Origin of the sequence: Streptomyces sp. NPDC048275, assembly GCF_040652275.1 — a bacterium.
In the GTDB taxonomy this organism is placed as follows: domain Bacteria; phylum Actinomycetota; class Actinomycetes; order Streptomycetales; family Streptomycetaceae; genus Streptomyces.
Map to the genome: position 1 here is coordinate 1 of NZ_JBEZLR010000130.1, position 25,741 is coordinate 25,741.

Consider the following 25,741-nt stretch of genomic DNA (forward strand, 5'->3'; position numbering starts at 1 on the left):
TGGTTATACCCGTTGACTATCCACAGCCAGCCCGGGCGTGTCGCTGTGCACATGTGGAAAGAGATCACCGAACTGCTTATCTACGTGGCATTGCCCCACAAGGGTCTGCGGTATCCCCGATCTTGGCGAATCTGTTTCTGCATTATGCATTCGACATGTGGCTCACCCGGTCTTTTCCGGGTGTCCAGTTCGAACGCTATGCGGACGATGCAGTGATCCACTGCTCGTCGGAGCGGCAGGCCCGAGAGGTCCTGGCGCAACTTGAGGGCAGAATGGCAGAGGTCGGGCTCCAACTGCACCCGGACAAGACGCGGATCGTGTACTGCGGAAGGGAGCGACGCCGTGATGACACGGCCACCTCATTCACCTTCCTGGGCTTCACATTCCGCAATCGACCGGCACGGGACCGCCATGGCAAGGTCTTCACGTCCTTCCTCCCGGCGGTCAGCAAGGATGCCCTGAAGAAGATGAGCACGGAAGTCCGCTCCTGGCGGATTCACATGCACGTCACCTACTCCTTCGGCGAGTTCGCGAAATGGCTTAACCCGATCATTCGCGGATGGATGCAGTACTACGGGGCCTTCTACCAAACCGAACTGTATCCCCTCCTCCAGCGCATCAACTTCTACCTTCTGCGCTGGGTCCGGAAGAAACACAAGCGGCTGAAGACCTACAAGAAGGCATCGCGGAGATGGGACCAGGTCGTCAAGTCCTACCCGTCGTTCTTCGCGCACTGGAAATGGGTCAACGTCACCTGAAGATCAGGATGATAAGAGCCCGGTGACGGGAGACTGTCACGCCGGGATCTGTGGGAGCCCGGGGGTGAAATTCCCCCGGGCCACCCGACCGACGGCCTTCTTCGTGAAGGAGAGCGACCGGTGAGCGAGATATACCGGTTCATCCGTGCGGAGAAGGCCCACTTCACCGCCGTGCTGCTGTGCGCCGTCCTCGGCGTGGCCCGCTCCTCGTACTACGCCTGGGAGGCGGGAGAGCAGGCCCGTTCGGTGCGCGAGCGCGAGGATTTCGCCCTGGTCCACGAGATCACCGTCATCCACGTCGCGTCGAAGAGAACGTACGGCGTTCCTCACATCCACGCCGAACTGTGCCGCCAGGGCCGCCTGGTGAACCGCAAGCGTGTCGAGCGGCTCATGCGCGAACACACCATCGCCGGGCACAGCCGCCGCACCGGGCGTCGCGGCCTGACCCGTGCCGACCGCAAGCCCGCCCCGGCCTCGGATCTGATCGGGCGCGACTTCACCGCTGCCGCCTCGGGCCTGCGCGTGGTCGGCGAGCGCCGACCTGGTCGTCGACGCCCTCGACACGGGCGGCTGCATCATCCACACGGACCGCGGATCGGAGTACACCGCCACCCAATTCCGCGACCAGCTACAGCAGTTGGTGCTCCGGCAGAGCATGGGGCGGACCGGGATCTGCTTCGATAACGCCGCCACCGAGAGTTTTTTCGCCGTCCTGAAAGAGGAGATCGGAACCCGCGTCTGGAGTGACCGGGCGAGCGCGCGGGCCGACATCGTCACGTTCATCGAGACCTACTACAACCGCAGGCGCCTGCGCAGGCATCCCGATTGGGGCTACCTCACACCCCACGAGACCCGCCAGCGCCACCACGGAACGAAACCAGACCACGCCCTCGCCGCATGACAGAACCGTGTCCAAGATCACGGGGAAACTTCAAAGTGCATCGCACCCCCTGAACTGGGCTGTTGCAACGACTCCTGGAAGTCAAGGTCGGTTGCGGGGCTCTTCACCGATCGGCCCGCCGCTACTGCGCGGAATTACCTTCGCAGCGCCCTTGTGGTGGTGGCGTGGTTTGCGTGTTGTCGTTCGGTTGCCCGTCCCCTTGCCCGCGCTCAGAGGTCGTCTACGTCGACCAGCCCGTCCTGGATAGCGCGGGCCACCAGGCTTGCCTTGGTCCGCGCGGGGCGGCCGACGTTCGCGTACTTGATCCGCACCCGGTCCAGGTACGAGTTGACCGTCCGTACGGAGATGCCGAGACGCTGCGCGACCAGCTCCTTCGACTCCGACTGGAACCATTCGATGAGCACGTTCTCCTCGCGTGCGGAGAGCTGGGGGCGGTCGGCGCGGGTGTTCGTTCCCAGCGCACCGGCCAGCGCGGGTGGCATGTAGGGCCGCTCATCTGCTGCTGCCAGCGTCGCCTCGACCAGGTGCTGTCGGCCCTCGCTCTTGGTCAGAAAGGTCGCGGCTCCCAGGTCTAGGCAGCTGAGCGCTGTCTTCTCGTCATCCCGCATCGAATAGACGACCACCTGCCGCCCGGCGTCGACGAGTCTTCGAAGACTGCCGAAGGCGGGGCCGCCCTCGCCCAGTTGCAGGTCCAGGACGACGACATCGGCCGTGCTGCCCGGCGCGGTCCAGGCTTCCCGTACGGAGCCGCCGGCCGCGACCACTGTGATGGGCCGCCGCGATGCGGCATACCACGCCTCTACGCCCGAGAGGATGGCGGGATGGTCGTCAACGACGACCACGGTGACTGGTGCGTTGTTACTCATGTGAGGTCAACTCCGGAGGCCGCCGGTCTTCTCCAGCCAGCCTCCACCCACACACTTCCGCCACGCGTCGTTCTGGCCACGGTCACCTTCGCGGTCGTGGCACGGCCGTGCGCTTGAGCGGCTTCTCTCGTGCCACGGCCGTCGGCGCAGTCCTCGCTGACCACGCTCACGCGTACCGCGCGGGGCGTCCACACGACAGTCACCCGCGCGGTCGAGCGGGTACGGCCCAGAATCACCGCCACCGGGTCGACCAACTCCCTGCGTACCTCCACAGGCACCTCACCCCCCTGGCCTCGTACGGCCAGGCTCACCGTCACCCCCTGGTGCTCGGCCACCTCGACGCACGCCCGCAACTCGTTCAGCAGCGGGTCCAAGACGGCATCGCTCTCCGCGAACAGGCGGCGCATACGGGCGGCTTCCACGCCGCACCGCAGCCTGACCTCCTCATCGTGCGGGCTCAGCGCGCCGTGGCCAAGGCCCACGAGCAGCGGCACTGTTGTCGCCGTCAGGGAGCGGTAGCGCTCCTTGTGATCACGCTGCATGTCCTCGTGGATGCGTTCCCGGGTACGCAGTTCTTCCTCCCGTGCGGCCGCGGTCCCCGCTGCCGGCGCCGTACCGTGGAGCAGGCGCGTCAGTAGTACACCGACGGAGAACTGGAAGCCGCAGGTGGATATCGCGGAGATCCCGATGGTGGCCGACTCCGCGGCGGTTGGCGCCCCCGACAAGAAAACAGCGGTTGCGTTGAGCCCGATATGCGCCCCGAGGAATGCCGCGAACGCCCTGACCCGCAGGTCTGCCAGCAGGAACAGCGCATGCCAGCCGACCAGTCCGAACGCCCAGTCCTCCGCACCTGTCAACCGCTCCGGCGGGAGCGTGAACGCGCAAATCGCCGAAACGGTCAGCACCGCGCTCAGGTTCCACCCGCGCACCCTCGGCGGGATCTGCCTGCCACGCAGCAGATAGGCGGCCCCGGTCGCCGCGACGGCGGCGAGGCAGACGAAGGCCGCTGTCTGTGCCCACGCAGGGCGGTACACGTCCTGGTAGGTCGTGAGCTGGTGCAGTGAGAGGGCGAACTGCGACAGCAGGCTGATCAGCAGCGCGGCCAGTTGGGCCCCGTAAAGGAGCTGCCCGCGGATGAGGCGGACGACGGCCGTGTGCTGTGCCTGGGCGCGGGGCGGGCGCGGTACGCCCGTCACCTGCGCTCCGTCCCCTGCCTGTGACGTCCGGGCCCGGCCGTGCCAGCGCCACTGCACGCGGGTCCCGGTGCCCGGATGCGAGTTGACCGTGGCGGAGCCTCCGACCGCGTGCATCCTGCCGATGATGGAACCATTGATGCCCCGGCGCCGCGCGGGGACGGACTCCGGGTCGAAGCCCCGTCCCGCGTCGGACAGTTCGACGACGGCGCCGTCCTCCTCCGCCCATGCCCTGAGCTCCGCTTCCCGCACCCCGGCATGGCGTGCAACATTGGTGACGGCCTCCCGGACCCCGTTGAATATCGCCAGCCCAGGGCCGGACGGAATCGCGAGCGGGCCGTCGATGTGCGTCTTGAGCCGCACTCTGGCTTGTCCCTCACCCTCGGGCACGCAGCCGAGAAGTGCCGCGAGGTCGACGCTCCCCGTCTCGAATCCGGGCACGGCGGACAGTGCCTCCAGATCCTGTCTGGCACGTGGAGGCAGCCACGACCAGTCCCGGCCGTCGCCCTGCGAGACCATCAGCAGCGTCGCGCTCGCTGTATCGTGCAGGGTCGCCAGGTATTCGCGCTCGGCTGCTCTCCGTGCGGCGGCGACATCGGCCTCCCGGCGCGACGCCGCCCTCACCGCGGCCGACCGGTCAGCCGCCCTGGCCCGCGCCCGAACAATGAGGAAAGCTGCCCTCGACAGGCCCGCCAGGAAAAGCAGGCGCACCAGAGGGATCAACTCCGGGCTGTGCCCGGGCGAGGAGAGGATGTCGCCGACCGCGCAGACGACAGCCCCCAACACGGCCAGGACAGCCCCGGCCAGGGGGCGCGTCGCCCACTCGTGCTGGAAAGTGATGACGCAGATGCCGACAACCGCCTCCACCATCACATCCGCGCCGTCGCCGCCGAGCACCGGCTGAGACAGCCCCGTCAGCACCACCACGGCCGCGTCCAACGTCCACAGCAGGGCGAACGGGAGCGGGCGGCGCAGCGCGTAAAGGCGCACACCGCAGGCCAGGACAGCGGGCACCAACAGAGACATCGCCAGAGGAACCTGCGCCGCATCCGCCGAGACGACGCCCAGCGCACTGCACAGGCAGACCACGGTGGACCGGAGCCACACCCCGTACCGCTCGAGGGTCAGGATTAACAGGCGCTCGCCGGACCTGGGGCCGCCCAGCTCAGCGGCCCCATCCCCGTTCCCCTCGTATCCCCCATGCCGCATAGAAACAAGGGTAGTTGGCCGACGATCAGGATAGAGCGCCCATGGGCGGCGGCCGTTCCTTGTGGGGCAAACGACCGGCACACTCAGCGACCGGGCGGGGTTACTGTCCCCCTCGTACGGAGTCGTTCGAGGCGAGCAATCCTGCCGCCTCCCACTCCGAAAAATTGGGGGAACGTATGACCATCGGGAAGGGTTTGGTCGCGCTTGCCGCATGTGCCGCCCTGGGCGTGACGGCGCTGAGCACGAGCCCTGCGTCGGCAAATGTCTCGCAGGGGGTCATCTTCGGCAGCGGCACGATCATCGATGACTGGGGGGATGAGGGCCCTCTTTGGGCGGGTGGCAGGTATCAGATATCCAACGCGGTTGGTCTCTGGCAGTACGTCCTGTGGGCAGAGGGCGCCACGGAACAGAACGGCACGGTCTACGACTACGCGGACATCGACTGCGATTTCGGTGCCAACACCACCTATGCGACGAAGAAGCTGCAGGCGAGATGGGGCCTGGGGGCAGACGGAGAGGTGGGCAGCAACACCTTCAGTATCGCGGACAACCATCTCCGGGGAAGCACGGGCGAGGTCACCTACTTCGGTAAAGCGCGCGCCGTTACGTTCGTGCGCAGCTCCGGTGGCGCCTACCGTTTTGAGAACCCTGAGGCGGGCGTGGGCTCGAATTGGTGGGAAACGGCAACCTACGACACCTACGCGACCTGCTTTGTTCCTGGCGGCTGAACCCAGCACGTAGAGATCAGAGGCCGCAGTCACCACTTGTGTCGGCGGCCTCTGCCAGCGCTAAAGCACTCATCGCGCAGAGCCCCGCACTGGGACGGGTATGGCGACGAGAGGCCGGACCTCAGACGCTCGACGAGGCACTGGGCTCGGCCCGTCGTCCATTCTCTCCGACACAGATCGGAGCGACGTCTGAAGCCACGTCAACGTCTTGCAGTGCTGCCCACTTGCCCTGCGTCGGGCATTGCCATGAGCGTCACGATGACCGGGCTACGGATGAAGTAGTGAATCGTGCGGTGCAGGCAACTGGAAAACCGACCGCTTCCAAGCCCTGATGGAAATTGGTGCCCTCGCACATTCCGAACGAACTCACCCGCCGGCGGCTGTGAGACGAAGGCGGGCCTCTGTCCTCCAGACTTCTGCCCCTGACATTGTGAAAAAAACTCAATCCCGAGGAAGGCGCATGGCCGACGAGAAGGTACTCGAGGCCCAACGGTGGGTCAACAGGACATATTCCAGCATCCTCGGGTACACCCCGTGCGCGGAGGACGGTCTCACCGGCTGGGGAACCATGCGTGCCCTGACCATGGGGCTCCAGCACGAACTAGGCATCAGCCCGGTGGCCGCATCATTCGGTCCCACCACCCTGTCCCGGCTGGAGGCCCTCGGCCCCATCCACGTGGCATGGGCAGAGAACCCCAACATCGCGCGCGTCCTTAAGCATGCGTTGTTCTGCAAGGGTTACTGGGGCGGCTACTACGACACCGGCGAGATCGAACCCGCCACCGGCGACGCCATTGACGAGATGAAGTTCCAAATGGGACTTCCGACCGACGCCACGGTGCAGGCACGCATCTTCAAGTGCATTCTCAACATGGATTCCTACGTTCGGACGGTCGGCGGTTCGGATGCCGTGCGGCAGGTGCAGCAGTGGCTGAACGGCCGCTACTGGCAGAAGAGTGCATACTCCATTGGACCCTGTGACGGGAACTACTCCCGGGACGTGCAAAAGGCACTCATGGTTGCACTGCAATACGAAATGGGCATTCCGTCACCCAATGGCAACTTCGGGGAGGGGACACAGGCCGCCCTGCGACGCCACACGGTGGAGCAGGGGGCCAGTGGAGTCATTACCCAACTGTTTTCCGCTGCGTGTGTATTCAACTCGCCCCTCCCCGCCGGTACGACCGCTGAGTTCACCGACGTTTTCGGCTCCGAACTTGCGTCATGGGTGCGGGAATTCCAGGACTTCTCTCTGCTGGAGCAAGGCGAGGGCGACTATCAAACGTGGTGTCAGCTGCTCGTGTCCATGGGCGACCCCGGCCGCCCTGTGGCCGGCTCGGACACACGATTTGAGATCACGCCGGCACGCGCTCGGTGGCTGACCGACCAGAAATACGAGGTGGTGGGCCGCTACCTCTACGACCCTCCGAGCTCCACTCTGGACAAGGAGATCAAGCCGGGCGAGCTGGACACTATCTTCGCCGCCGGCCTGAAGGTCTTCCCGATCTTCCAGGCAAACGCCCGGACGCTGGGCGACTTCACGACCATGGAGGGCTATTCCCATGGGGCCCTGGCGCACGACCTGGCACGCGAGTATGGATTCAACTGGGGTACGGTAATCTACTTCGCCGTGGACTACGACGCCACCCAAGCGGAAATCGACTCCGCCATCGTTCCCTACTTCCAGGGTGTGGCTGCCGCTCTCGACCAGCGAGGAGGGCGATACCGGCACGGCGTGTACGGGTCGCGCAACGTGTGCGCCAATGTGTCGGAGAGGTCGGGCGCAAAGTACTCCTTCGTTTCGGGTATGTCGTGGGGCTTCTCCGGAAACCTCGGATACCCGCTACCGGCAAACTGGTCGTTCAATCAAATCCAGGAGATTTCGGTCACCAATGGGGCGGACTCCTTCGATCTGGACAGGGACGCCGTCTCCGGCCGGGACAGAGCATCGAGCTCCGTGAATCAGCCCGCCGAGCAATACGACGGCTTTATGGCCAGCATCGAGGACCTGTACGGCCTTGCCGTGCAGTACGGCAAGGGTGACCCCAGTCAACTGGTAATGGAGTTCGTACGTCACGATGCCTACGGAGGTCTGGACTGGGCGTATCTTATCGGACCTTACGACAAGGACTTCGTCGCCTACGCCGAGGAGCACGGTATGGCGGTTCCGAAGCAGTTCGTGGACCCGTTCACCGGAGCACACCTAGGTGCAGAGCATTTGCTGGCGACAGCGAACGGAGTCTTCATCCACCCGCCATCAGACAACCGGCGGTCCGCGAACGGCGGTGATATCGCGGGCTGGGGCGGCGACCTCCTCACACTCTACGCGGACTGGAGGGACGCCTTGGACGCCTATCCGGACGGGCGGGAATTCGTCAACGAGAACATGGCGAGCCTCGACGCGCAAACCACGTTCGGATACTCCGACTTCATCGAGGACGTGGATGGATATCTCATCGCGCGGGCGTGCCTGGCGGGGCAGGACATTGTTACTGCCTTCAGAGAACACTACGAGAGCGGTGGTGGCGCACGCAGATTCACCTCCTTCTGGGAATGGCGCTTCAACGGGAATGCAGACGACGCCGGGTACGCGACCCACCACGTTCTGACTGCCCAGGAATCTCCGTTCACCGAGGCCCGACTGGGGTTGATTGCACGCCGGGGGGTCGCCCCTTTGCCCCCCGACCTTCCCTATTTCGCGTTGGAGCCGTTCGAGCTGGGTTTCGTGGATGTCCTGCGGGGCCGAGTGAATGGGGAGTCCTGAGATGCGAAGTTGCCTGACGAGGAGAGGGAGACAGGCGTGATCAACCGTGGGATGTCTCGCCGTCGGTTCGTAGGCAGCGGGGCCGGGGTCCTCGGTGTGGTGACGCTGGGATCGGCTTTGTCTGCTTCACCGGCCGTTGCCGTGCCGAAAGCCACGCCGGAGTGGCGGGAGGAGAGCACTGCGAATGGCTGGAAGGTGCTGGCCGAAACTGATGCGGAGGAATATCTCGTCGAGGGCAGTGGCTTGGCGGTTCGTCTCGCAGCCGGGGACGTGGCAGTACTCCTGCTGCACGTCGCACGCCGATTCCACTACGAGATCGACGCGCTCCGTGTCGGTGACCTCCGCGGTCATAGCACCTCGCGGCTCGTCAACCACCCCTTTGAGTCGAACCACCTCTCCGGCACCGCGATCAACATCCGACCACACGCCTACCCCTTGGGGGTCAGCGGCGGTCTATATCCAGCCGAACTTGTGGTAATCCAGGATATTCTGGCCGAACTGGACGGCGCGGTCGCATGGGGCGGCGACTTCACCACGCCGAATGAGTCGCACTTCGAGATTGCCCTCGCCCCGACTCACCCCAAGGTAAAGGGTGTGGCCCGCACGATCAGAGGCTGGAACGGGAATCCAGGGAAGGGCGCCGGCGCCACGGACGCCTTTGCGCCCAGCCGTCGCTCCCGGGCCGGGGCCTTCGCGCAACGCCGACCAGTACTCCAGTCACACTTCGTGATCTGACGGGTTGTCGGGGTGCGGGGTTCAGTCGAGGTCGGTGAGGTGCTGTCTGCAGTGGTACCAGCGGGCGCGGGCTTGGTGGTGTCGTCGCCAGACGGACCATTGCAGGCGGAGGGTTATGCGACGGACGGCGGGAGCGGTGGGCAGATCCCGCATCAGGGCGATGAACAGCTGGAACAGGCGGCGGGCCTCGGTGACGGTGAGGGCGATCTGCCCGAAGTCCGCGGGTGGTTCGGCGGTGGGACCGGCGTGGAGGACCGGGGCGGGACGGTCGCGCCGGTCCAGGCTGGCGATCACGGAGAGCGGGGCGAGGGTGGCCATCGCGAGGACGACATGGCGTCGCCAAAGGCGGTGGCGGCGGGCCTGGGTGTGGTCCAGCCCGAAGGCGTTCTTGCCGTTGGCGAAGTCCTCCTCGGCCGTCCGCCTGATCCCGGCAATCTTGACGAGGCCGGTCAGCGCCATCGACCAACCCGCTGGAGCGGTTGAACCGGGAGGCCAAGCGCCGGGCCGACGTCGTCCAGGTCTTCCCCAACCCTGCCGCTCTGGACCGGCTGGCCGCCGCGGTCCTGGCCGAACTCCGCGACGAATGGCAGGTCTTCGACCGCCGCTACCTCTCCGAAGCCTCCATGACCGAACTCCTCACCACCAAACTGGCCGAGGACGACCACCAACTACCGCCACATCAGGGACCGAATCAGCTTGGCCAATGACTACACCACTCGGCAGGGCACCATCTCGGGACGCGGGGCAGTGCATCTCGTCGCGTTGGCTGAAACTTGACCTGCCTGTCATGACCACCGTCTGTGGTGATCATTGCCTATCCGCGACCAAGGGGGTCGTGGTGAGGGAGGGATCAGCATGCGAGTTACACGAATGGGCGCAGGGGCAACAGTCGCCATCACTGCCGTTCTCGGGGTGAGTCTGGCAACCGCCGGCCCCGCCGCAGCTGCGGATGGCACCTGGCATGCTTACGGCAACACAAATCCGATCACCTCCAGCTCCAGCACGTGGCGTTGCGCCAGCACCGAGGAGGTCGCCGACGATGTGCACGCGCAGGTCTGTGCGATCAGGTCGTCAGGCGGAGGCAGCGTGCAGGCGGCAGTGATCGTGCGCAACGACCGATCCAGCCTCTACCCTGCGTCAGCGTTCATGAACCTGCGTACCTCCTCCGCCGGCCTGGGCAGTTGGTCATGCGCGTCATCGGGGGTTGGGGCCAACTCCTGGTCGGTTTGCTTCGGACAAACCCTCACCCAGAGCAGCTCGGTGAGCTCGTCAGGGTCCGCCGAGGCTGTATCCCTCGGCGTGTCACCGTCTGTCTGAACCGGAGCCCCTAGGGCGTGTTTCGAAAGTCCCGCCTGCCCCGCGACGCCTGGCACGGACGCTCGCTGCGTTGCCGAAACGCCCGAATAGCTCCGCTATTAGGGCGCTCCGGCGCCTTGCGATCGCACGCACCAGACGCCGCGGGGCGCGCCCTTCGGGCGGACGACGGGACTTTCGAAACACGCCCTAGTGCCGAGGAGCTGAGAGTCGCGGCGAACTCGGACGGGGCCTGGTGGGCGCACGGCATCACGGACGAGATGGTCGCCGACGTCGCGGGCCATCGGGTCGCCCGGCGGCCGGCTCGGCTGGGCGTCGGCGAGACCGTCCACCAGCCCGAGCGCTGCCGGAGACGCACCTGACCCTACCCAGTGGTCGAGTGTGTCCTCCAGCAGTTCCTTGGCCTCGTCCCCGCTCATCGCGGCGATGGTCCGCAGCGCCACTTCGGCGTCCACGGAGAGCGCCTTGCCGCGTCTCACCTCCGTCGGCCGCACGTAGTGACTCCAGTAGCCGCATCAGGTCAGACTGGGGCAAGGACATTGTGCGCTCCTCTGGTTGAACTGCCCGTTAACCAGCGGGACTTGCGCGGTGGCCTGCCCTGGTTCAGGGAGCGAGCAGCGACAGCGGATGCACGCCCCGGGCAGACATCCGCGCGTTCACGAACCTTGACCGACTACACCACTCGGCGGGGCACCATCGGCGCATGGACCTGCATCAGCTCGGCGCCGGGTACGACAACCACGCCTGGTTCTCGCACACTTACCGTCCTCGGCGTCGATTGATGACTCATCATGTGGAGTGCGTGGCGATTCTGGAGCCTGCAGCTGAGCGCTCCTGACCAGCGGTTTTGCGCGTGCGTGTGATGTACGTTGTGGGCGTTGCGGGCGATGTCTCGACGCTGAAATGACGCTCGTCTGATGGGGTGTCAGGTGTACTGGGGCGCTGCTCAGGGCCGGGCCTGGTCGACCGGGGCTTCTCTGCGCATCGAGCCGGTTGCGGGCAAGGTGCGGACGACAGGGATCCCATGCCGGTAGCAGTGTGCCGCTGCTCGGCCAGGGCCCCCGACGGCGGCTACCCGCTCAACCCCAGGATGAGACGCAGCGTGTCGGTCAGCACCGCGGTGGGAACGGCCGGGTCGGCAACCCGCTGGATGCCGAGCCCGATGCCCAGACTGAGCAGGGTCATCGCGGCCTGGTCGGCAGGCATGGCCAACGTGGCGCCCAACTCCTGGGCCAGAGCGTCGAGGAGCTGAGCGAGCGCATCGCGGATCGCGCCGACGCGTGCCGTGATCTCGCGCCGGAGCTCGTCGTCATGACGGGCTCGGGTGAGGAACTCCACCTCGAGCGTGGTCCAAGCTTCGTCGCCGATGTGTGCCTCGCCCCAGGCCGCGAAGGCCGCGAGGCGGTCGTCGATCCGACTGCTGCTCATGATGGAGGCCGTGAGCAGCGCCAACTGTTCGGCACGGATGGCGTCGAGCACGGCCAGGCACAGGTAGTCCTTGTTGCGGAAGTTGGAGTAGACGGCTCCCTTGGAGTAGCCGGCCGTCTCCGCGACTTGGCTGAGAGAAGTGGTGCCGTAACCGCTGTGGAGGAACAACTCCCGCGCGGTGGCGACGAGTCGCTCGCGAGTGCGTTCCTGGCTCTCGACGCGGCTGAGGCGGGCCATGTCTCGCTCCCTTTCCCATCCTTGCGCGGCTTTCCCGTGAAGCTCTCGGATCTTATCCCTGCACAGGGACTGTCTCGCGCTTTGAGATACCGCTAGTATCCGGATCTCATCGGTATCCGGATGGCGGAGAACTCAGTGACCACGACTGACACGCGAACGGCCTTATCCCGCGGACTGGTGCTGGGCTGCGGCGGAACGCTCGGCGCGGCCTGGACGATCGGCGCCCTGCACTCGCTCCAGCAGGCCCTGCAGTGGGACCCGCGCGACGCCGACGTCCTCGTGGGCACCTCGGCGGGGGCGGAAGTGGCGGCCATGCTCGGCAGCGGCATCGGCGTGGAGGACCTGTTGGCCGCGCAACTCGGCCGGGAGAGCTCCCGCCCCGAACTGGTCCGTCACTTCGCCACTCCGCCCCGAGGCATACCGCCTCGGCCCGCCCTCCTCCTGGGATCTCCTGCGCTGGTGCGCCGCGCATGGGGGCGCACAGTTCCCGCACTGGCCGGTCTGTCCGGCCTGTTGCCGCAGGGGCGTGGCGACGCGGGCCGGCTGGCAGCCGTCGCCGACTCGCTGGCGCCCGCCGGACAGTGGGTCCGCCATCCCGCGACCTGGCTGGTGGCGACGGACTTCGACACGGGCCGGCGCTCGCCGTTCGGGCACCCCGACACGCCGCGGGTCGCCCTACGCGACGCGCTGCGCGCCTCCTGGGCGGTCCCGGGATGGTTTCCGCCCGTGCGCATCGACGGCGGGCGCTATGCGGACGGTGGTATCCGTTCCACGGCATCGGCCGACCTGTTGGTGCCCCAGGGGCTCGACGAGGTGTACGTCATAGCGCCGATGGGTTCGTCCTCCCCCGGACCGCGCAGGGGTCTCGGCCGGGCGGAGGCGCTGCTGCGCCGCGTCATGACACGCACACTGGACGCCGAATGCGCCGCGTTGCGGGAAACGGGCACACGCGTCATCAGAATCGAGCCCACCGCCGCCGACCTCCGCACGATGGGCGGCAACTTCATGGACGGCCGACGCCGGCTGACGGTCCTGGAGACGTCTCTGCGTACCACACGGGCCGTCGTTCGAGACCGGCTCCAGGCGCCCGTTCCCCACCACGGCACCGGCCGCCACATCGACGTGTCGACAGGAGCCTGACATGCGCCACCCTGAGAGCCCTGCGGGGAGCGCCACCCGCGAGACCCACCACGTGGATGTGCTGATCATCGGCAGCGGCCTGTCCGGAATCGGAGCAGCCGTCAGACTGCGCCAGGCCGGCGTGCGCGATCTCGTCCTCATCGAGAAGGCGGACGAGCTCGGCGGAACCTGGCGGGACAACACCTACCCGGGCTGCGCCTGTGATGTCCCGTCCGCCCTCTACTCCTACTCCTTCGCACCCAATCCGGAGTGGACGCGTGCCTTCGCCGGCCAGCCCGAGATCCACGCGTACCTCCGAACCACAGCGGCCGGTCACGGAATCGCCGGGCTCATCCACTTCGGCACCGAAGCCACACGTGCGCAGTGGAACCACGACGACGCCCGCTGGCACGTCGAGACCAACCGCGACCGCTACACGGCCCGTTTCCTGATCGCGGCAGCGGGACCCTGGCATGAACCGCTGCTTCCCGACATCCCCGGCCTGGACGACTTCCCCGGCGAAGTCTTCCATTCGTCGCGCTGGCGCCACGACCACGAACTGACGGGCGCACGTGTCGCCGTCGTCGGCAGTGGCGCGTCGGCCGTGCAGTTCGTTCCCGCCATCCAGCCACGCGTCGGCCGGCTGCACCTGTTCCAGCGCACCGCCCAGTGGGTGCTGCCGAAGCCCGACCACTACGTGCCGCGTGCCGAACGATGGCTGATGCGACGTCTTCCGGTAGCGCAACGGACCCTGCGTAACGCGGAGTACGCGGCGATGGAGACCCTGGGTACCGGTTTCCGCCACCCGTCCATCCTGCGCGCGGTGCAGAAGGTGGGCACGCTCCACCTCAGGGCCGCCGTCAAAGACCCGCAGCTGCGCCGCGCGCTGACACCCGACTACACCCTGGGCTGCAAACGGCTGCTGCTGTCGAACACGTACTATCCCTCTTTGACCCGGCCGAACGTCACCGTGCACGCCACGGCGGTGGCGGCCGTCCACGGCAGTCGCGTCATCGGTGCCGACGGCAGCAGCGCGGATGTCGACACCATCATTCTGGGCACCGGTTTCCATATCCTCGACATGCCCGTCGTCCACCGAGTGTTCGACGCCGACGGCGCCAGCCTCGCCGACCACTGGAAGGGCAGCCCGGACGCCTACCTGGGCACCACCGTCAGTGGATTCCCCAACGCGTTCATCCTGCTCGGACCGCACCTGGGCACCGGGCACTCATCCGCCTACATGGTCCTGGAAGCACAACTGGACCACGTGGCAGGCGCGGTGCGCCACTTCCGTTCTGCGCGCTGGGCCAGCATGAACGTACGTCCAGAAGTCCAGGCCGCGTTCAGCGCCGAGGTCCAGCAAGCACTGCCGTCGACCGTCTACAACGCGGGCGGATGCTCCAGCTACTACCTCGACGACAACGGCCGCAACAGCTTCAGTTGGCCATGGTCGACGGGTCGGATGCGCCGGCGTCTGGCCCGGTTCGACCCCGAAGCCTATGACGTCACCTTGAGCACCGCCGGGAAACTCCCCGTGCACAGCCGTAGCGGTGTCCGATGAGGCGACGGCGTTCTCTGCTGGTCGGGCTGACACCATCCGTCCGCTCTTGCCGACGCCGCCGAGGGGCAGACCGCCGGCCTCCGCCGGCCTTGGCAACGCGTTCCCGGTCGACGTAGAGTCGCCGCGCCGCGGGGCTGAGGAGCACGAAGCGGGGCGTGTTCGCCTGACAGGCAGGATCGGGCGTACATCTCGGAGTACAGAGCGCGCGCCAACGGATCGGCGACCAGGACGTCGAAGCGGTCTGCTCTGGTGGGCGCGCCGACGCTCTCGGCATGTCTCACGCGCCGAGTGGACAGGGCAGTCGTCCGCGTCTCACTCGTTGGCGAGGCGGGCCAAGAGGTCGGTGACGTGTTGGCGGACCGTTTCCCAAGCGGTGGGGTGAAGTGTGCCGATGGCCGTGTGGCGCAGGGTGTCGAGCACCTCTGCGGTGTCGGCGTCACAGACAGTGCTGTCGCTGAGGACCTCGTAGCCGTCGCGGACGGCGACACGAAGGAGGTCGGGTCCGCCGGGGTCGGCGTGCACGGCGGCGGCGACGACGAAGGGCGGCGGTCCGCCCGCCTCGCTCGCCAGCTTGCGGTACCCGCTGATGATCGGCACGCGCCAGCGGAGGCTGAGCAGCAGGTGACGCTTGGCCACCACCTCGGCGAGGTCGGTCTCGTAGACCCTGTCCGGTTCCAGCACCATGGCACGAGCGTCCAGGACGTAGGCCGCGGGCAGCAGGCAGCGCAGCGTGCTGCCGATGAGGTTGCCGCCGACCGTGGCCGTGCGGCGCACTGCGCCGGTCCCTATCGTGGCGGCCGCCAGACGCAGTACCTCCGGCACGCGGTCGTCGACCTGGTGCAACAGGACGGCCGCGCCCAGTGCCTCGGGGCCGATCGTGTTGGCCTCGGGCAGATTGCGCAGCGACATGGCCTGATCGGGGAAGCCGTCCCGCTGCCAGGTGGCCCACACGAGTGTCGCCCCGCCTATCGGGACCGCCCCTTCAGCCAGGCACTCCTGCGCTTCGGACACGGACGTGGGCAGACGCAACTGCACGGCAACCGACCTGCCTTCTCGGAAAGTTGGCGGTGGATGAGGGGCCATGACACCCCAGCCACGTGATCACTGACATGGCGCATTCTTACCCACACGCGCGGGGCGCATACAGGGCTCTCTCCTTCGTTCTGTGCGCCCCTGCTGCGCGGGGCGCAGTCCGGCGGCCTTTTCGCGCCATATGCAGCTTCGTGTTCGACCTCTGTCCCAGAGCCGGCCGGCCGAGTCGGCCATCGCTCGAACCGGGGGACTGCGCCACCTCGACCACGTCTGGACGAGCGCCCCACTTGATGGTGACAAGCGCGGTGAACGCCCTCCGGTGTTCTTCCGTATCCCTTCTCGTACGTCTGTCCGCTCGTGCGGGCAGAAACAGCCTGGATACGGAGCAGCGACGTGCCACAGCAGCAACCGCGATCACGCCCCTGCGGCACCTCGACCGGCGCCCGTCTGGTCCGCGGCGCCGCACTCGCCGGAAGTCTGGCCCTGCTTCCCCTTGCCGCGGCGTGCAGCGGGGGCGAGGGCGAAGCGGCGGCGGAGCGCAAGTCGTCGAAGACGCCGGTGACATCGGCCCAACAGGCCCAGGTCGTGGCACCGGCGAAAGTCGAAGTCATCGCGAACCTCACGAAGTGCAAGGTGAAGATCCGTGTCGAGGCCGACGAACTGCGCGAAGGCATCTGCCACACCAAGACCGGCGACTACCTCATCACCACGTTCCCCGAGGAGAAGTACAAGCAGACGTGGCTGGACACGATCAGCATGTATCAGGGCACCTATCTGGTCGGATCGCGCTGGGTGATCAGCGCGCAGCCGAAGGTGCTCAAGGAGTTCCGTCCGACGGTCGGCGGCACCATCATCCACATGAGCGGGATGGGACCCAGCGCCGCCCCGAGTTCGTCCTGACGGGGCAGGCGCCTTCGTTGGTGCTTTCACGGGCCGGTGTGGACGTATGAGGCCCACTGGGCAGGGTTTCCCGGGCAGGCGTCACGCAGTTTGCGCGTGACTTGGTGCAGTGCACGTGCGGTGCGTGTGAGGTCCAGCCGGTCGCCGTCGAACGCCAGGTCGTAGATCCGTCTGGCGAAGTCCGCAGCCGGCTGGTCGGCAATCCGCCACAAGGTCGCGATCACCTGCCGGTATCCGGCGAGTTGCAGCGCACCGGCCATGTGGATGCTCTCGTCGAGCAGGTTGATGCTGCCGACTGCGGTCTGGCAGGCGGACAGGAACGCCAACTCCGCACCGGTCAGCCGCAGTGCGGCGACGTCGAGCACGGTGAGCGGGCCGTCGTGCAAGTAGAGCGCGCCCGCGGAGGGATCGTCCACCCGAAGCCCGCCGTGGCAGGCGAAGTGGACGTAGGCATGGCTGCGAAGGTCGCCGATCACCTCGGCCCTGGTCGCCTGCGCCCCGACCCGGGTGGTGTGCCGGCCGTCGAAGCGGGCGCACACGAGGTCGGCTTCCTCGCGCGCACCGGGCAGCGCCCCGAGGCCCGCGAACGGAGTTGTCGGCATGGCCACTACGAGCATCCGGTCGCTCTCCTGGGCGCGGGTGTGCGATTCCCTGGCCGTGGCCAGCGCGTGCAGGGTGGGCACGTACGAGGAGACGGCCCGGTCGAGGACGGTCCGCCCGGCCGGTTCGTCGGACGGGTCGTGATAGCCGGCGGCATGCAGCGGCAGTACGGTCAGCGGGCCCGTCGGGCACCAGGTGATGCGCGGCAACTCGTCTCCCCGCGCGTACCCCAGCTGGGCCAGCACCCGTTCGGCGACGCTGTCCCACAGCCATTCCAGGGTGGCCAGCACGGTCTGTTCCGCGGCCGCCCGAGCGGGGCCCGGGGTGCCGGGGCGGTCCAGGGTCTCCCGGGCAGCCAGGTACACGTCGCTCCTCGTGTGCGCCTCGGTGTACAGGTCCGCCAGTTCGACAACGGTGACCGAGCCGTCCGCGACGATCAACGCGTCGCACCGGGTGACATGGAGGTTCACGATCACGACTGGGTGCTCGCCCAGGTCCCGGCACAGCGTCTCGAAGGACGGCGTGCGCAGCAGGTCCGCCTGGCCCGGCAACGCCCTCGCCCTGGCGAGCAGGGTGTCCCATTCGTCGGCGAGCCGGATCCTGTGGTCGCGGCCCTCGTCCGGATCGCGTGTGTCGAGTTCGACGGCGAGGGTACGGAGCCGGTCGGCGAGCTCCGCGGCGACGGCCCGCAGTGCGGAGAAGTCGTCCCGGAGGCCGAGTGCCTGTGTCCAGAGCACCGATCTGCCCTGCTCCAGCAGGGTGACGGCACGCTCGGGTTCCCCGGCGGACAGTGCGGCCGCCGCGCTGGCGGACGCCAGCCCCTGCCATTCGCGCAGGGAGTGCTCCCTGGTCGCCCGGCTCGAGCCGACCCAGGCCAGCCTGGGCAGCAGTGCTACGGCCTCGGTGAACCCGGCAAGCGCGGTGCCGTGCCGGCCGGCCTGTTCGCCCAGCAGGCCCCAGAACAACGCCGCACGCGCACGGATCTTGGTCTGGCCCACCGGGTCGCCCACTGAGGTCCGGTAGGCGTCGACGGCTCCGTCCAGGTCGGTCTCCGACTCGCTGACCGTCCAGCGCAGGGCGAGCGATCGGCCGAGACTGAACAGGGCCGTGGCGCGCCGAGGGTGGCCGTCCGGCGTGGCACGCAGTGCGGAGTCGGCCGCCGCGACGGCCTCGGCGATGTCCCCGACGGCACCGGTCCTGGTGAACCGCAGCTGCAGTACGGCACTCAGGTTTCCCTGCCGCGCGGCGAGTTCCTGGTCACCCGCCGCAGTCGCCTCGACGGCGGCGCGTGTGACCGCGACGGCCTCGTCCAACACCTCGGCATCCGGCGAGAGTTCCGCACGCGCCATCAGCGTCCTGCCCAGTCGGCCGAGTTTGATCGGCAGGTCGGCATGGTCGGCCGGAGTCCTTGCCACGAGGGCCCGCCCGAGGTCGGTGGCCTCGTCGATCTCCGCGAGGTCACGGGACCTCTCGAACCGGGCGGCGAGGTTGCCGGCCAGGTTCAACAACACGATGGCCCGGCTGGGGTGATCGTGAGCCATCGCATCGGCCACCGCGCGCAGGTCCGCGATGGCCGCGTCCAGATCGGCCAGATCTCCCACCCGGTCGTACCGCATGCGCAGGTGGCCGGCCAGGTTCTCCCGGTGGGTGAACATGCCGGGGTCGTCCGGCTCGGTCGCGGCGACCGCGCGCCTGCTGACGTCGATCGCCTCGGACAGGTCCGCGAGCCGCGCCAGCCGTTCGAAGCGCGCGCCGAGCACACGCGCCAGTTGGGACAGGGCCTTTCCGAGGTGGGGATGGTCGGCGGGCAGCAGCGCCACCATGCGTCTGCCCGCGTCCATGGCCTCGTCGAGGTCGGCGAGGTCCCCCTCGCGCCGGAACCGCACCATCAGCGTGTTGCCGAGTGTCCCCAGTCGGCTGACCACGTCGGGGTGGTCGTCCGGGGTCGCCCGCAGGGCGAGTCGGGCGGCGTCGACGGCCGCGTGCAGGTCCTGCGGGTCTCCGAACCGCAGGTATCGGGTCTGGTGGCTGATGGCGACGTTCGACAGGTACAACGCCCGGCCGGGGTGGTCCGACGGAGCGGCCGCCACCGCGGCCTGTTTGCTCCGCAGGGCCTCCTCCAGATCGGCGGTCCGATCGAACCGCTCGTACCTGGCCTGCAGGGCCACTGCGAGGTCGGCCAGTCGAGCGGGATACCGAGAATGGTCCTGCGACGTGCCCGCGACCACCGCCCGCAGCAGGGAGACGGTCTCGTCCAGGTCGGCGGCGTCGCCCAGTCGCTCGTACCTGGCATACAGCGCCTTGCCGAGGTTGGACATCCGCCGGATCCGGTCCGCGTGCTCCTCGGGCAACGCCGCCAGCACGGTTCTGCCGATGGCGACGGACTCGTCGAGATCATCGAGGCGTCCGAACCGTTTGAACCGGTCGTCGAGGTCCGCGCCGAGATTCGACAGATGCTGCGTCCGGGCGGGATGGTCGACAGGCAGTGCGGCGGCCGCGGACCGGGACAGTTCGATCGCCTCGTCCAGCAAGGCGGGTGGACCCCCGCAGCCGAACCTCGAGGACAGCGCAATGGCGAGGTTGGCCTGCATCGAAATGCGGCGCGGGTGATCGCGCGGTACCGAGTCGACCGCGGCTCGCAGAAGCCGCACGGCTTCGTCGAGGTGGGCCACGTCGCCGGTGTGCTGGAAGCGGTCCCGCAGCGCGGATCCGAGGCTGCTCTGCAGGAGGAACCGGTCCGGGTGGTCCGGAGCTGTCGTGTCCAGCGCGTGATGCAGCAGGTCGGTCGCCTCGGCGAGCACCGCCCTGTCCCCGGTCCGCTTGTGGCGCTCGCGCAGCGAGTTCCCCAGGTTCAGCAACATGGCGACGGAGTTCGGGTGCCCGGTCGGAACTCCGGCGAGCGCGGCCCGAAGTACCGCGATCGCTTCGTCCAGGTCGCGGTCCTCTTCCGTTCTCATGAATCTCTCGGTCAGTACGAGACCGAGGTTGCCCAGGCACAGGGCCAGCATCGGATGCCCGTCCTCGGTGATCGCCACCGCGGCGCGCAGCAGGTCGGCGGCCTCTGTGAGGGTCGAGAGCCGGTCCGTCCTGTCGAAGCGCGTTTTCAGCGTGTTCGCCAGATTCATCAGGGCCATGCCGCGGCCCGGATGGCCGTCCGGCGTGAGGGCCACGGACGCCCGGCCCGCCGTCTCCGCTTCGGTGAGATCGCGGTCCGCTCCGGCCCGCTCGAACCGCTGGAGGAGGGCGAATCCCAGCATGGAGAGGCAGTTCCACCGGCCCGGGTGGTCCGCCGGAGTGGCTCGCGACGCGGCGGTGAGCGCCTCGACCGCCCCCTCCAGGTCCCGCGTGGAGCCGGTCAGTTTGAAGCTGTTCAGCAGCAGCGTGCCGAGGTTGCCCTCGAACACGGGCCGGTCGGGGTGATCGTCCGGGGTGTGATCGAGCGCGGCACGCATGGTCCGCATCGCGGCGTCGAAGGCCGCGGGAGAACCGGTGCGCTCCGCCTGAGCGTATTGCCCCGCGGCGAGTGCGACGAGGTAGCCGCACAGGTCCGGGTCGTCCGGGCCCGCCGCGTCGACCGCCGCCGCGGCCGTCGCCACCGCCTCGACGAGAAGGTTCTCGTCTCCGGTGACAAGGGCCGTCAACCGTTGTGCGTCGGCAAGGCAAGCCAAATTAAGGGCCTCACCCGTGGCCGCGGCGGCCGCTCCGGCCAGCGCGACGACTGCCGTCAGCACACCGGGATCGTGCGACAGGTGCATCAGCATGCCCGGGTAGCTCATCCACAGGCGCTCGTCGAACGGTCCGAGATCGGGCTGTCCGTCCAACCAGGAACGCGCTTCTGTCGGCAACTGCGGCCGGGCCAGTACGAAGCACAGGTGGGCGAGGCCACGCTCCCACTCGGCGTAATGGCCGATCGGTAGCGTGGCCTGCCGCCGCCAGTGCAGGGTGCCGACGGCGAGAGCCACCTCCGGTGGGGTCGGCTCGGTCTCGTACAGCGGGAACATCGCGGCCGCCGCGGCGGCGAGCACCGCGGGATCCGCCAGATCTGTGCCGGCCCGCAGCCGGGCCAGTGCGTGGGCGCGATCGGTCGACAACTTCCCCCCGTTTTTTCCTGGTTGACCCGATAGCGTTGTTCCAGAAGGAAAGCACAGGGGGAGGGCATGTGGACGGTGAACTCGACGAGGCCAGTGCCATGGCACTGTGGTGTGCCGGCTTGCCGGTGCTGCGCGAGAGCGCGGCCGAGGGATTCTGGACCGACAGACTGGCCCGGGCCGAGGCACGGGTACGTGACGGCGCGTCGCCGCTGGAGATGTGCCGGAACTTCGGGCTGGCCGGGGCGGCGCAGCCACCCGTGCCCCAGCGTGCCGAGCCGCCGGGGTCGGGCGTGGTGTTCGCACCGGGACTCGACGCCGTTCCCTCGGTCGGGCGAGGCAATTACCTTTGCCCGCAACGCCGTTGCCCCCGCCGTGCCGAGCGCGACGATCAGGGCAGGCCGCCGGTGTGCGCCCTGTTCGACGGCCTGCCGATGACTCCGGCACCATGACGACGCTCCTGTCGTCCATCGGGGGCAAACTGGCCGAGCGGTGGGCCGCGGCGGTGCTGCCGGGAGCGCTGTTCGTGGTGTCGGTCCTCTGTGCCGACCTGCTCGGGCACGCTGATGCTCTCGACATCGGTTTGGCGCAGGCCAGGATCACCCGGTTCATGAACGGCTCCGAGGTGTCGGTCGGGGTTCGCGTGGTCGGCCTGCTGCTCGGTGCGGGCGCCGCGGCCCTGCTCGCGAAGGCGACGGGCAGACTGGTGCAGGCGGTGTGGTTCGGCCAGTGGCGTGGCCCACTCGCCCGCGCATTGGTGCGGCTGCGCCGCAGGCGAGCGGTCGCGGCCGCCGACCGGGCCGGTGTGCGCCCGGTGCCCGAGTACCTGCCGAAACGGCCGACCTGGATCGGCGAACAATTCCGGCTGGCCGACGCCGGGATCGCCGCCCAGTACCAGGGGTTGCGGCTTGGGCTGGTGTGGCCGCGGCTGTGGGTACTGCTCCCCGAAAGTGAGCGCAGCCCGGTGCAGGCCGCCAACGCCGAGTTCCAGGCCGCCGCCGTGGTCACCGGATGGGGCCTGCTGTATCTCGTGGTCGGCCTGTGGTGGTATCCGGCCGCAGTCATCGGGACATGTGTCGTCGGCGTCGGATGGGTGCGGGCCAGGGAGCACGCCGCCACGCTGAGCGCACTGATCGAAGCGACCGTGGACACCCACCTGACGATGCTGCTCACCGCCCTCAACCAGCCGCTGCCCAGCGTCGGGATGACCACCGAACTGGCCGATCGAGTGAACGACCAGATGCACAAGGGCAGATGACCTCGACTCGGGGGTGGTGTCCGCGGCCGACAGCCGTGCGCAGACCTCGGCCGTCCGGAACGGGCGTCGACGGAGGTGTAGTTCTGCATGCACCGGATGCCCTGAGCGGGACCGGGCCATCCGATCCGCACACATCCGTTACGACAGGCACCCTTGACAGCGTGCGTACTGTTTCGCAACGTTTGAGCCCTGCCATTCGGTTCGCACCTCGGTCATCGACCGTGGAGCGAGCGCACGTACGCCGTGGACGAGCACAGGGCCAAAGAAGTGGCAGGACGCGGACAACGCGTCATGGGGGAAATGGGGGGACGGTCGCCCATGCGATCCGTGAACGGGGATCCACACGCCTTACGGGCCTGCACAGCGACCGGTACGTCCCTCGCGGAGCCTGCGGAAGGGCGGTTGATCTGAGGTGGACATCACGACACACAGACCCGAGGAGCTGAGCACCACGCTTCGCCGGGCCTGGCACGAGACGATGGACGAGTCACCCGATTACGGCAACCCCTTCCTGGCACCGGAGTTCGCGGCCGGGATCGGCAGGTACCACGGTGGGGCGCAGGTGGCGGTCCTGCAGGAGAACGGCGAACCCGTCGGCTTCTTCCCGTACGAGCGCAACTCCTTCGGTGTCGGCCGGGCCATCGGTCTCGGTCTCTCCGACTGCCAGGCCCTCGTGCACCGCCCCGGGGTCACCTGGGACCCCCAGGAACTGCTGCGGGCGTGCGGGCTGTCCGTCTTCGAGTTCGACCACCTCGTCGAGGAGCAGCAGCCCTTCGGCAGATACGTCACGGGGACGTTCGCCTCACCGGTGGTCGATCTGAAGGACGGCGGCGGCACTTACGCGGAGTGGCTGCGCGGCGCGTACCCGGGGCTGGCCAAGACGACGCTGAAAAAGGAACGCCGCCTGGGGCGCGACGTGGGCGAGCTGCGGTTCGTCTTCGACGAGCGTGATCCGAAGGCGCTGCACACGCTCATGGAGTGGAAGTCCGCCCAGTACCGCAGGACAGGACGGATGGACCGGTTCGCGCGGCCGTGGATCGTGGACCTGGTGGATCACCTGTTCCAGGTCCGCGACGAGCACTTCACCGGCGTGCTGTCCGTGCTGTACGCCGGCGACCGGCCGGTGGCCGCACACTTCGGGCCGAGATCGCGCACGGTGTTCGCGGCCTGGTTCACCGCGTACGACCCTGAGTTCCACTACTACTCGCCCGGGCTGATGATGCACCTTCGGACGGCCGAGGCCGCAGGCCGGCACGGTGTGCGGGTCATGGATCTGGGACGCGGCGACAAGGAGTACAAGGACTGGCTCAAGACCCGCGAGCTGCGCGTGGGCGAAGGATTCGCGACCCGCCCCCACCCGATGGCGGCAGCCCACAGGCTGTGGCGCAGACCGGTGCGCGGCCTGCGCAACACGGTCCTGGCCCATCCCACACTGCGGGAACCGGCCGACCGCCTGCTGAAGACGGTCGGCACGCTGCGCACGTCGGGCCGGGTCGCCTTGGGCGGAGCGGGACCGCGCGCACGATGAGCGGGGTTCCCCCCTCCTGGCTTTCGCACTGCGTTCCGTTTGCCCCTACCACCCGTCGTCGCGGCCTCCCCGACCGCGATGGCGAGAGCCTGGTCGGCCGGAAGCCCGGTCGGACCTGACCGATGCTCGCGAGAGCGCGGTGTGTTCCTCGGACGACCCTTCGACGGAAGAGGTGACGATGCCGTACGGATCGCGGCTCGCCGCGATGATGACACGGCGTCTCGGACGCGAATGCGTCTACACGCCCTCGGCACGGCTGGCTCTCTACCTGGCACTGCGGCACTGGTGCCGGCCGGGCGCACGGGTGCTGATGTCACCGGTGAACGACGACGTGATTCTCTTCGTGGTCCTTGCGGCCGGGCTGCGCCCGGTCCAGGCCCCCGTGTCCGTATGGGACGGCAACATCGACCCGGCCGCCGTACCGGAATCGACCTGGCGGAACGTGGACGCCGTTTTGACCACAAGCCTGTACGGGATGCCGGACCGGGTCGTGGAACTGCGGCGTCGTTGCGAGGAGTTGGGGATCCCCCTGTTCGAGGACGCGGCGCACGCGATCGGCACCCACGTGGACGGGCAGCCGATCGGGACCTTCGGGAAAGCGGCGGCGTTCAGCCTGTCCAAGCACGTGGCGGCGATGGCCGGTGGCTTCCTCGCCGTCGAGGACGCCCGCACCCGGCGGGAGTTGGAGCTGCTGCGCGACGATCTCCTGGTGCCGGGCCGCCTCCGCGGCGACCTGGCTGTGACGCTGCGGCCGCTGGCGCGTTCCTCCGTACGCACCCTGCATCTGGTGCGTCCTGTGTGGCGGACGATGCAGCGTCTCGGGATGCTGGAACGCGACGACTTCCGCATGGCCCTGCACGCGCCGCGGCTCTCCGGCTGCGCGCGCGAGGCGCCGAGCCTGACCGCGTACGAGCCATGGGTGCGTGTCGATCTGCACGGCTTCCGGTCCCGCCACGGGGCCCTGGTCCGTGGGCAGTTGATTCTGAGGTTGGCGCGGCTCGACGACGACCTCGCCCGGCGCAGGGTCGGTGTCTCGCTGCTGTCGGGTTCCCCCTGGGCCACCCCGGTCCTGCGCGACCGGACGGCGCACGACGGCCCTCTGCCTCTCTTCCGGGTGCCCCTCCTGGTCCACGACCGTGACGCCCTCGTGGAACGTCTGGTGGGACGCGGCGTGGTCTGCGGGTACGTCTACGACCCCCCGCTCGACGACTACGCGGGCGCGGAGTTCGTCGACCCGTCGCCCGACCCGTCGGCCGCCCGCTGGTTCGCCTCACACGTGCTTCCGGTCGATCCGCTCCTGGCCCGCAAGATCGCCAACGCCCTGGTGAGAGAGCAGGCGACAACTGCGCGCCCCCCGGTCCCCACCCCCGTCCCGGACGCCATGCCCCCGACACCTCTGGGCCATTAGTTCGAAAGTCCCGTCTGGCCCGCGACGCCTGGCACGGCGCCTCGCCGCGTTGTCGGGATCGTCCGCGTACGCCCAGTACGCGGACGACCCTCCGCCTTGCGATGCACCGCACCA

20 protein-coding genes and 1 pseudogene are annotated in these 25,741 nt (G+C 68.2%); 14 read left to right on the plus strand and 7 right to left on the minus strand.

Going from position 1 to position 25,741, the window contains the following annotated elements:
* Positions 1 to 53: 53 nt before the first annotated feature.
* From AB0D57_RS42680 to AB0D57_RS42690, 3 genes are all read left to right on the plus strand, one after another.
* On the plus strand, positions 54 to 758 hold the full coding sequence (locus AB0D57_RS42680; RefSeq protein WP_362086956.1) for a reverse transcriptase domain-containing protein: 705 nt from the start codon (positions 54 to 56) through the stop codon (positions 756 to 758).
* Positions 759 to 878: 120 nt separating this feature from the next.
* Positions 879 to 1,442 (plus strand): IS3 family transposase, encoded by a 564-nt coding sequence (locus tag AB0D57_RS42685; protein ID WP_362086899.1) that lies wholly within the window; start codon positions 879 to 881, stop codon positions 1,440 to 1,442.
* Entirely contained in the window at positions 1,414 to 1,659 is a 246-nt protein-coding gene (locus AB0D57_RS42690) for an integrase core domain-containing protein (protein WP_362086902.1), read from the plus strand. Before AB0D57_RS42685 ends, AB0D57_RS42690 begins: the two co-directional genes overlap by 29 nt.
* Before the next feature lie 209 nt (positions 1,660 to 1,868).
* On the opposite strand, the gene AB0D57_RS42695 is transcribed toward AB0D57_RS42690, so the two are convergent.
* Positions 1,869 to 2,525, minus strand: a complete 657-nt coding sequence (locus AB0D57_RS42695) for a response regulator transcription factor (protein WP_362086905.1) — start codon at positions 2,523 to 2,525, stop codon at positions 1,869 to 1,871.
* On the minus strand, positions 2,522 to 4,927 hold the full coding sequence (locus AB0D57_RS42700; protein WP_362086908.1) for an ATP-binding protein: 2,406 nt from the start codon (positions 4,925 to 4,927) through the stop codon (positions 2,522 to 2,524). The genes AB0D57_RS42695 and AB0D57_RS42700 overlap by 4 nt, the downstream gene beginning before the upstream one ends.
* Before the next feature lie 176 nt (positions 4,928 to 5,103).
* On the opposite strand from AB0D57_RS42700, the gene AB0D57_RS42705 reads away from it, so the two are divergent.
* From AB0D57_RS42705 to AB0D57_RS42715, 3 genes are all read left to right on the plus strand, one after another.
* On the plus strand, positions 5,104 to 5,655 hold the full coding sequence (locus AB0D57_RS42705; RefSeq protein ID WP_362086911.1) for a peptidoglycan-binding protein: 552 nt from the start codon (positions 5,104 to 5,106) through the stop codon (positions 5,653 to 5,655).
* A gap of 460 nt (positions 5,656 to 6,115) precedes the next feature.
* Positions 6,116 to 8,419 (plus strand): glycoside hydrolase domain-containing protein, encoded by a 2,304-nt coding sequence (locus AB0D57_RS42710; RefSeq protein ID WP_362086914.1) that lies wholly within the window; start codon positions 6,116 to 6,118, stop codon positions 8,417 to 8,419.
* A gap of 9 nt (positions 8,420 to 8,428) precedes the next feature.
* Positions 8,429 to 9,154 carry a hypothetical protein gene (locus tag AB0D57_RS42715; RefSeq protein ID WP_362086917.1) on the plus strand — a complete coding sequence of 242 codons (726 nt, stop codon included), beginning with the start codon at positions 8,429 to 8,431 and terminating at the stop codon, positions 9,152 to 9,154.
* Between the two features lie 21 nt (positions 9,155 to 9,175).
* Here the strand turns inward: AB0D57_RS42715 and AB0D57_RS42720 are convergent, their stop codons facing one another.
* Entirely contained in the window at positions 9,176 to 9,613 is a 438-nt protein-coding gene (locus AB0D57_RS42720; protein ID WP_362086920.1) for a hypothetical protein, read from the minus strand.
* Here AB0D57_RS42720 and AB0D57_RS42725 point away from each other — a divergent pair.
* Positions 9,613 to 9,861: pseudogene (locus tag AB0D57_RS42725) on the plus strand (transposase); the annotation flags it as partial. The gene AB0D57_RS42720 and the pseudogene AB0D57_RS42725 sit on opposite strands and share 1 nt — an antisense overlap.
* A gap of 708 nt (positions 9,862 to 10,569) precedes the next feature.
* Here the strand turns inward: AB0D57_RS42725 and AB0D57_RS42730 are convergent.
* A complete protein-coding gene (locus tag AB0D57_RS42730) occupies positions 10,570 to 10,962 on the minus strand; it encodes a hypothetical protein (RefSeq protein WP_362086923.1) in 393 nt (130 codons plus the stop codon).
* A gap of 577 nt (positions 10,963 to 11,539) precedes the next feature.
* Positions 11,540 to 12,133 carry a TetR/AcrR family transcriptional regulator gene (locus tag AB0D57_RS42735; RefSeq protein WP_362086926.1) on the minus strand — a complete coding sequence of 198 codons (594 nt, stop codon included), beginning with the start codon at positions 12,131 to 12,133 and terminating at the stop codon, positions 11,540 to 11,542.
* 135 nt (positions 12,134 to 12,268) lie between these two features.
* Between AB0D57_RS42735 and AB0D57_RS42740 the strand changes: the two genes are divergently transcribed.
* Positions 12,269 to 13,273, plus strand: a complete 1,005-nt coding sequence (locus tag AB0D57_RS42740) for a patatin-like phospholipase family protein (RefSeq protein WP_362086929.1) — start codon at positions 12,269 to 12,271, stop codon at positions 13,271 to 13,273.
* 1 nt (position 13,274) lies between these two features.
* Complete coding sequence (locus AB0D57_RS42745) at positions 13,275 to 14,813, plus strand: NAD(P)/FAD-dependent oxidoreductase (protein WP_362086932.1); 1,539 nt, start codon at positions 13,275 to 13,277, stop codon at positions 14,811 to 14,813.
* Between the two features lie 312 nt (positions 14,814 to 15,125).
* Here AB0D57_RS42745 and AB0D57_RS42750 read toward each other — a convergent pair whose 3' ends face one another.
* Positions 15,126 to 15,848: an FAD binding domain-containing protein gene (locus AB0D57_RS42750; RefSeq protein ID WP_362086935.1), complete on the minus strand. Its 723-nt coding sequence runs from the start codon at positions 15,846 to 15,848 to the stop codon at positions 15,126 to 15,128.
* 390 nt (positions 15,849 to 16,238) lie between these two features.
* On the opposite strand from AB0D57_RS42750, the gene AB0D57_RS42755 reads away from it, so the two are divergent.
* Entirely contained in the window at positions 16,239 to 16,745 is a 507-nt protein-coding gene (locus AB0D57_RS42755) for a hypothetical protein (RefSeq protein ID WP_362086938.1), read from the plus strand.
* Positions 16,746 to 16,771: 26 nt separating this feature from the next.
* Here AB0D57_RS42755 and AB0D57_RS42760 read toward each other — a convergent pair whose 3' ends face one another.
* Positions 16,772 to 21,436 (minus strand): CHAT domain-containing protein, encoded by a 4,665-nt coding sequence (locus tag AB0D57_RS42760; RefSeq protein WP_362086941.1) that lies wholly within the window; start codon positions 21,434 to 21,436, stop codon positions 16,772 to 16,774.
* 68 nt (positions 21,437 to 21,504) lie between these two features.
* Between AB0D57_RS42760 and AB0D57_RS42765 the strand changes: the two genes are divergently transcribed.
* The 4 genes from AB0D57_RS42765 (at position 21,505) to AB0D57_RS42780 (ending at position 25,627) form a co-directional block, all read left to right on the plus strand.
* Positions 21,505 to 21,885, plus strand: a complete 381-nt coding sequence (locus AB0D57_RS42765) for a hypothetical protein (RefSeq protein WP_362086944.1) — start codon at positions 21,505 to 21,507, stop codon at positions 21,883 to 21,885.
* Positions 21,882 to 22,691 carry a hypothetical protein gene (locus tag AB0D57_RS42770; protein WP_362086947.1) on the plus strand — a complete coding sequence of 270 codons (810 nt, stop codon included), beginning with the start codon at positions 21,882 to 21,884 and terminating at the stop codon, positions 22,689 to 22,691. Before AB0D57_RS42765 ends, AB0D57_RS42770 begins: the two co-directional genes overlap by 4 nt.
* A 412-nt stretch (positions 22,692 to 23,103) precedes the next feature.
* Entirely contained in the window at positions 23,104 to 24,219 is a 1,116-nt protein-coding gene (locus tag AB0D57_RS42775; protein WP_362086950.1) for a GNAT family N-acetyltransferase, read from the plus strand.
* A gap of 178 nt (positions 24,220 to 24,397) precedes the next feature.
* Entirely contained in the window at positions 24,398 to 25,627 is a 1,230-nt protein-coding gene (locus AB0D57_RS42780) for a DegT/DnrJ/EryC1/StrS family aminotransferase (protein WP_362086953.1), read from the plus strand.
* The last annotated feature ends 114 nt before the right edge of the window (positions 25,628 to 25,741 follow it).

Bases quoted from the DNA above. Each gene is read 5' to 3' on its own strand.
- AB0D57_RS42705 (WP_362086911.1), top strand. From the start codon at position 5,104: ATGACCATCGGGAAGGGTTTGGTCGCGCTTGCCGCATGTGCCGCCCTG.
- AB0D57_RS42710 (WP_362086914.1), top strand. From the start codon at position 6,116: ATGGCCGACGAGAAGGTACTCGAGGCCCAACGGTGGGTCAACAGGACA.
- AB0D57_RS42720 (WP_362086920.1), bottom strand. From the start codon at position 9,613: ATGGCGCTGACCGGCCTCGTCAAGATTGCCGGGATCAGGCGGACGGCC.
- AB0D57_RS42735 (WP_362086926.1), bottom strand. From the start codon at position 12,133: ATGGCCCGCCTCAGCCGCGTCGAGAGCCAGGAACGCACTCGCGAGCGA.
- AB0D57_RS42690 (WP_362086902.1), top strand. From the start codon at position 1,414: ATGGGGCGGACCGGGATCTGCTTCGATAACGCCGCCACCGAGAGTTTT.
- AB0D57_RS42745 (WP_362086932.1), top strand. From the start codon at position 13,275: ATGCGCCACCCTGAGAGCCCTGCGGGGAGCGCCACCCGCGAGACCCAC.
- AB0D57_RS42770 (WP_362086947.1), top strand. From the start codon at position 21,882: ATGACGACGCTCCTGTCGTCCATCGGGGGCAAACTGGCCGAGCGGTGG.
- AB0D57_RS42780 (WP_362086953.1), top strand. From the start codon at position 24,398: ATGCCGTACGGATCGCGGCTCGCCGCGATGATGACACGGCGTCTCGGA.
- AB0D57_RS42700 (WP_362086908.1), bottom strand. From the start codon at position 4,927: ATGCGGCATGGGGGATACGAGGGGAACGGGGATGGGGCCGCTGAGCTG.
- AB0D57_RS42695 (WP_362086905.1), bottom strand. From the start codon at position 2,525: ATGAGTAACAACGCACCAGTCACCGTGGTCGTCGTTGACGACCATCCC.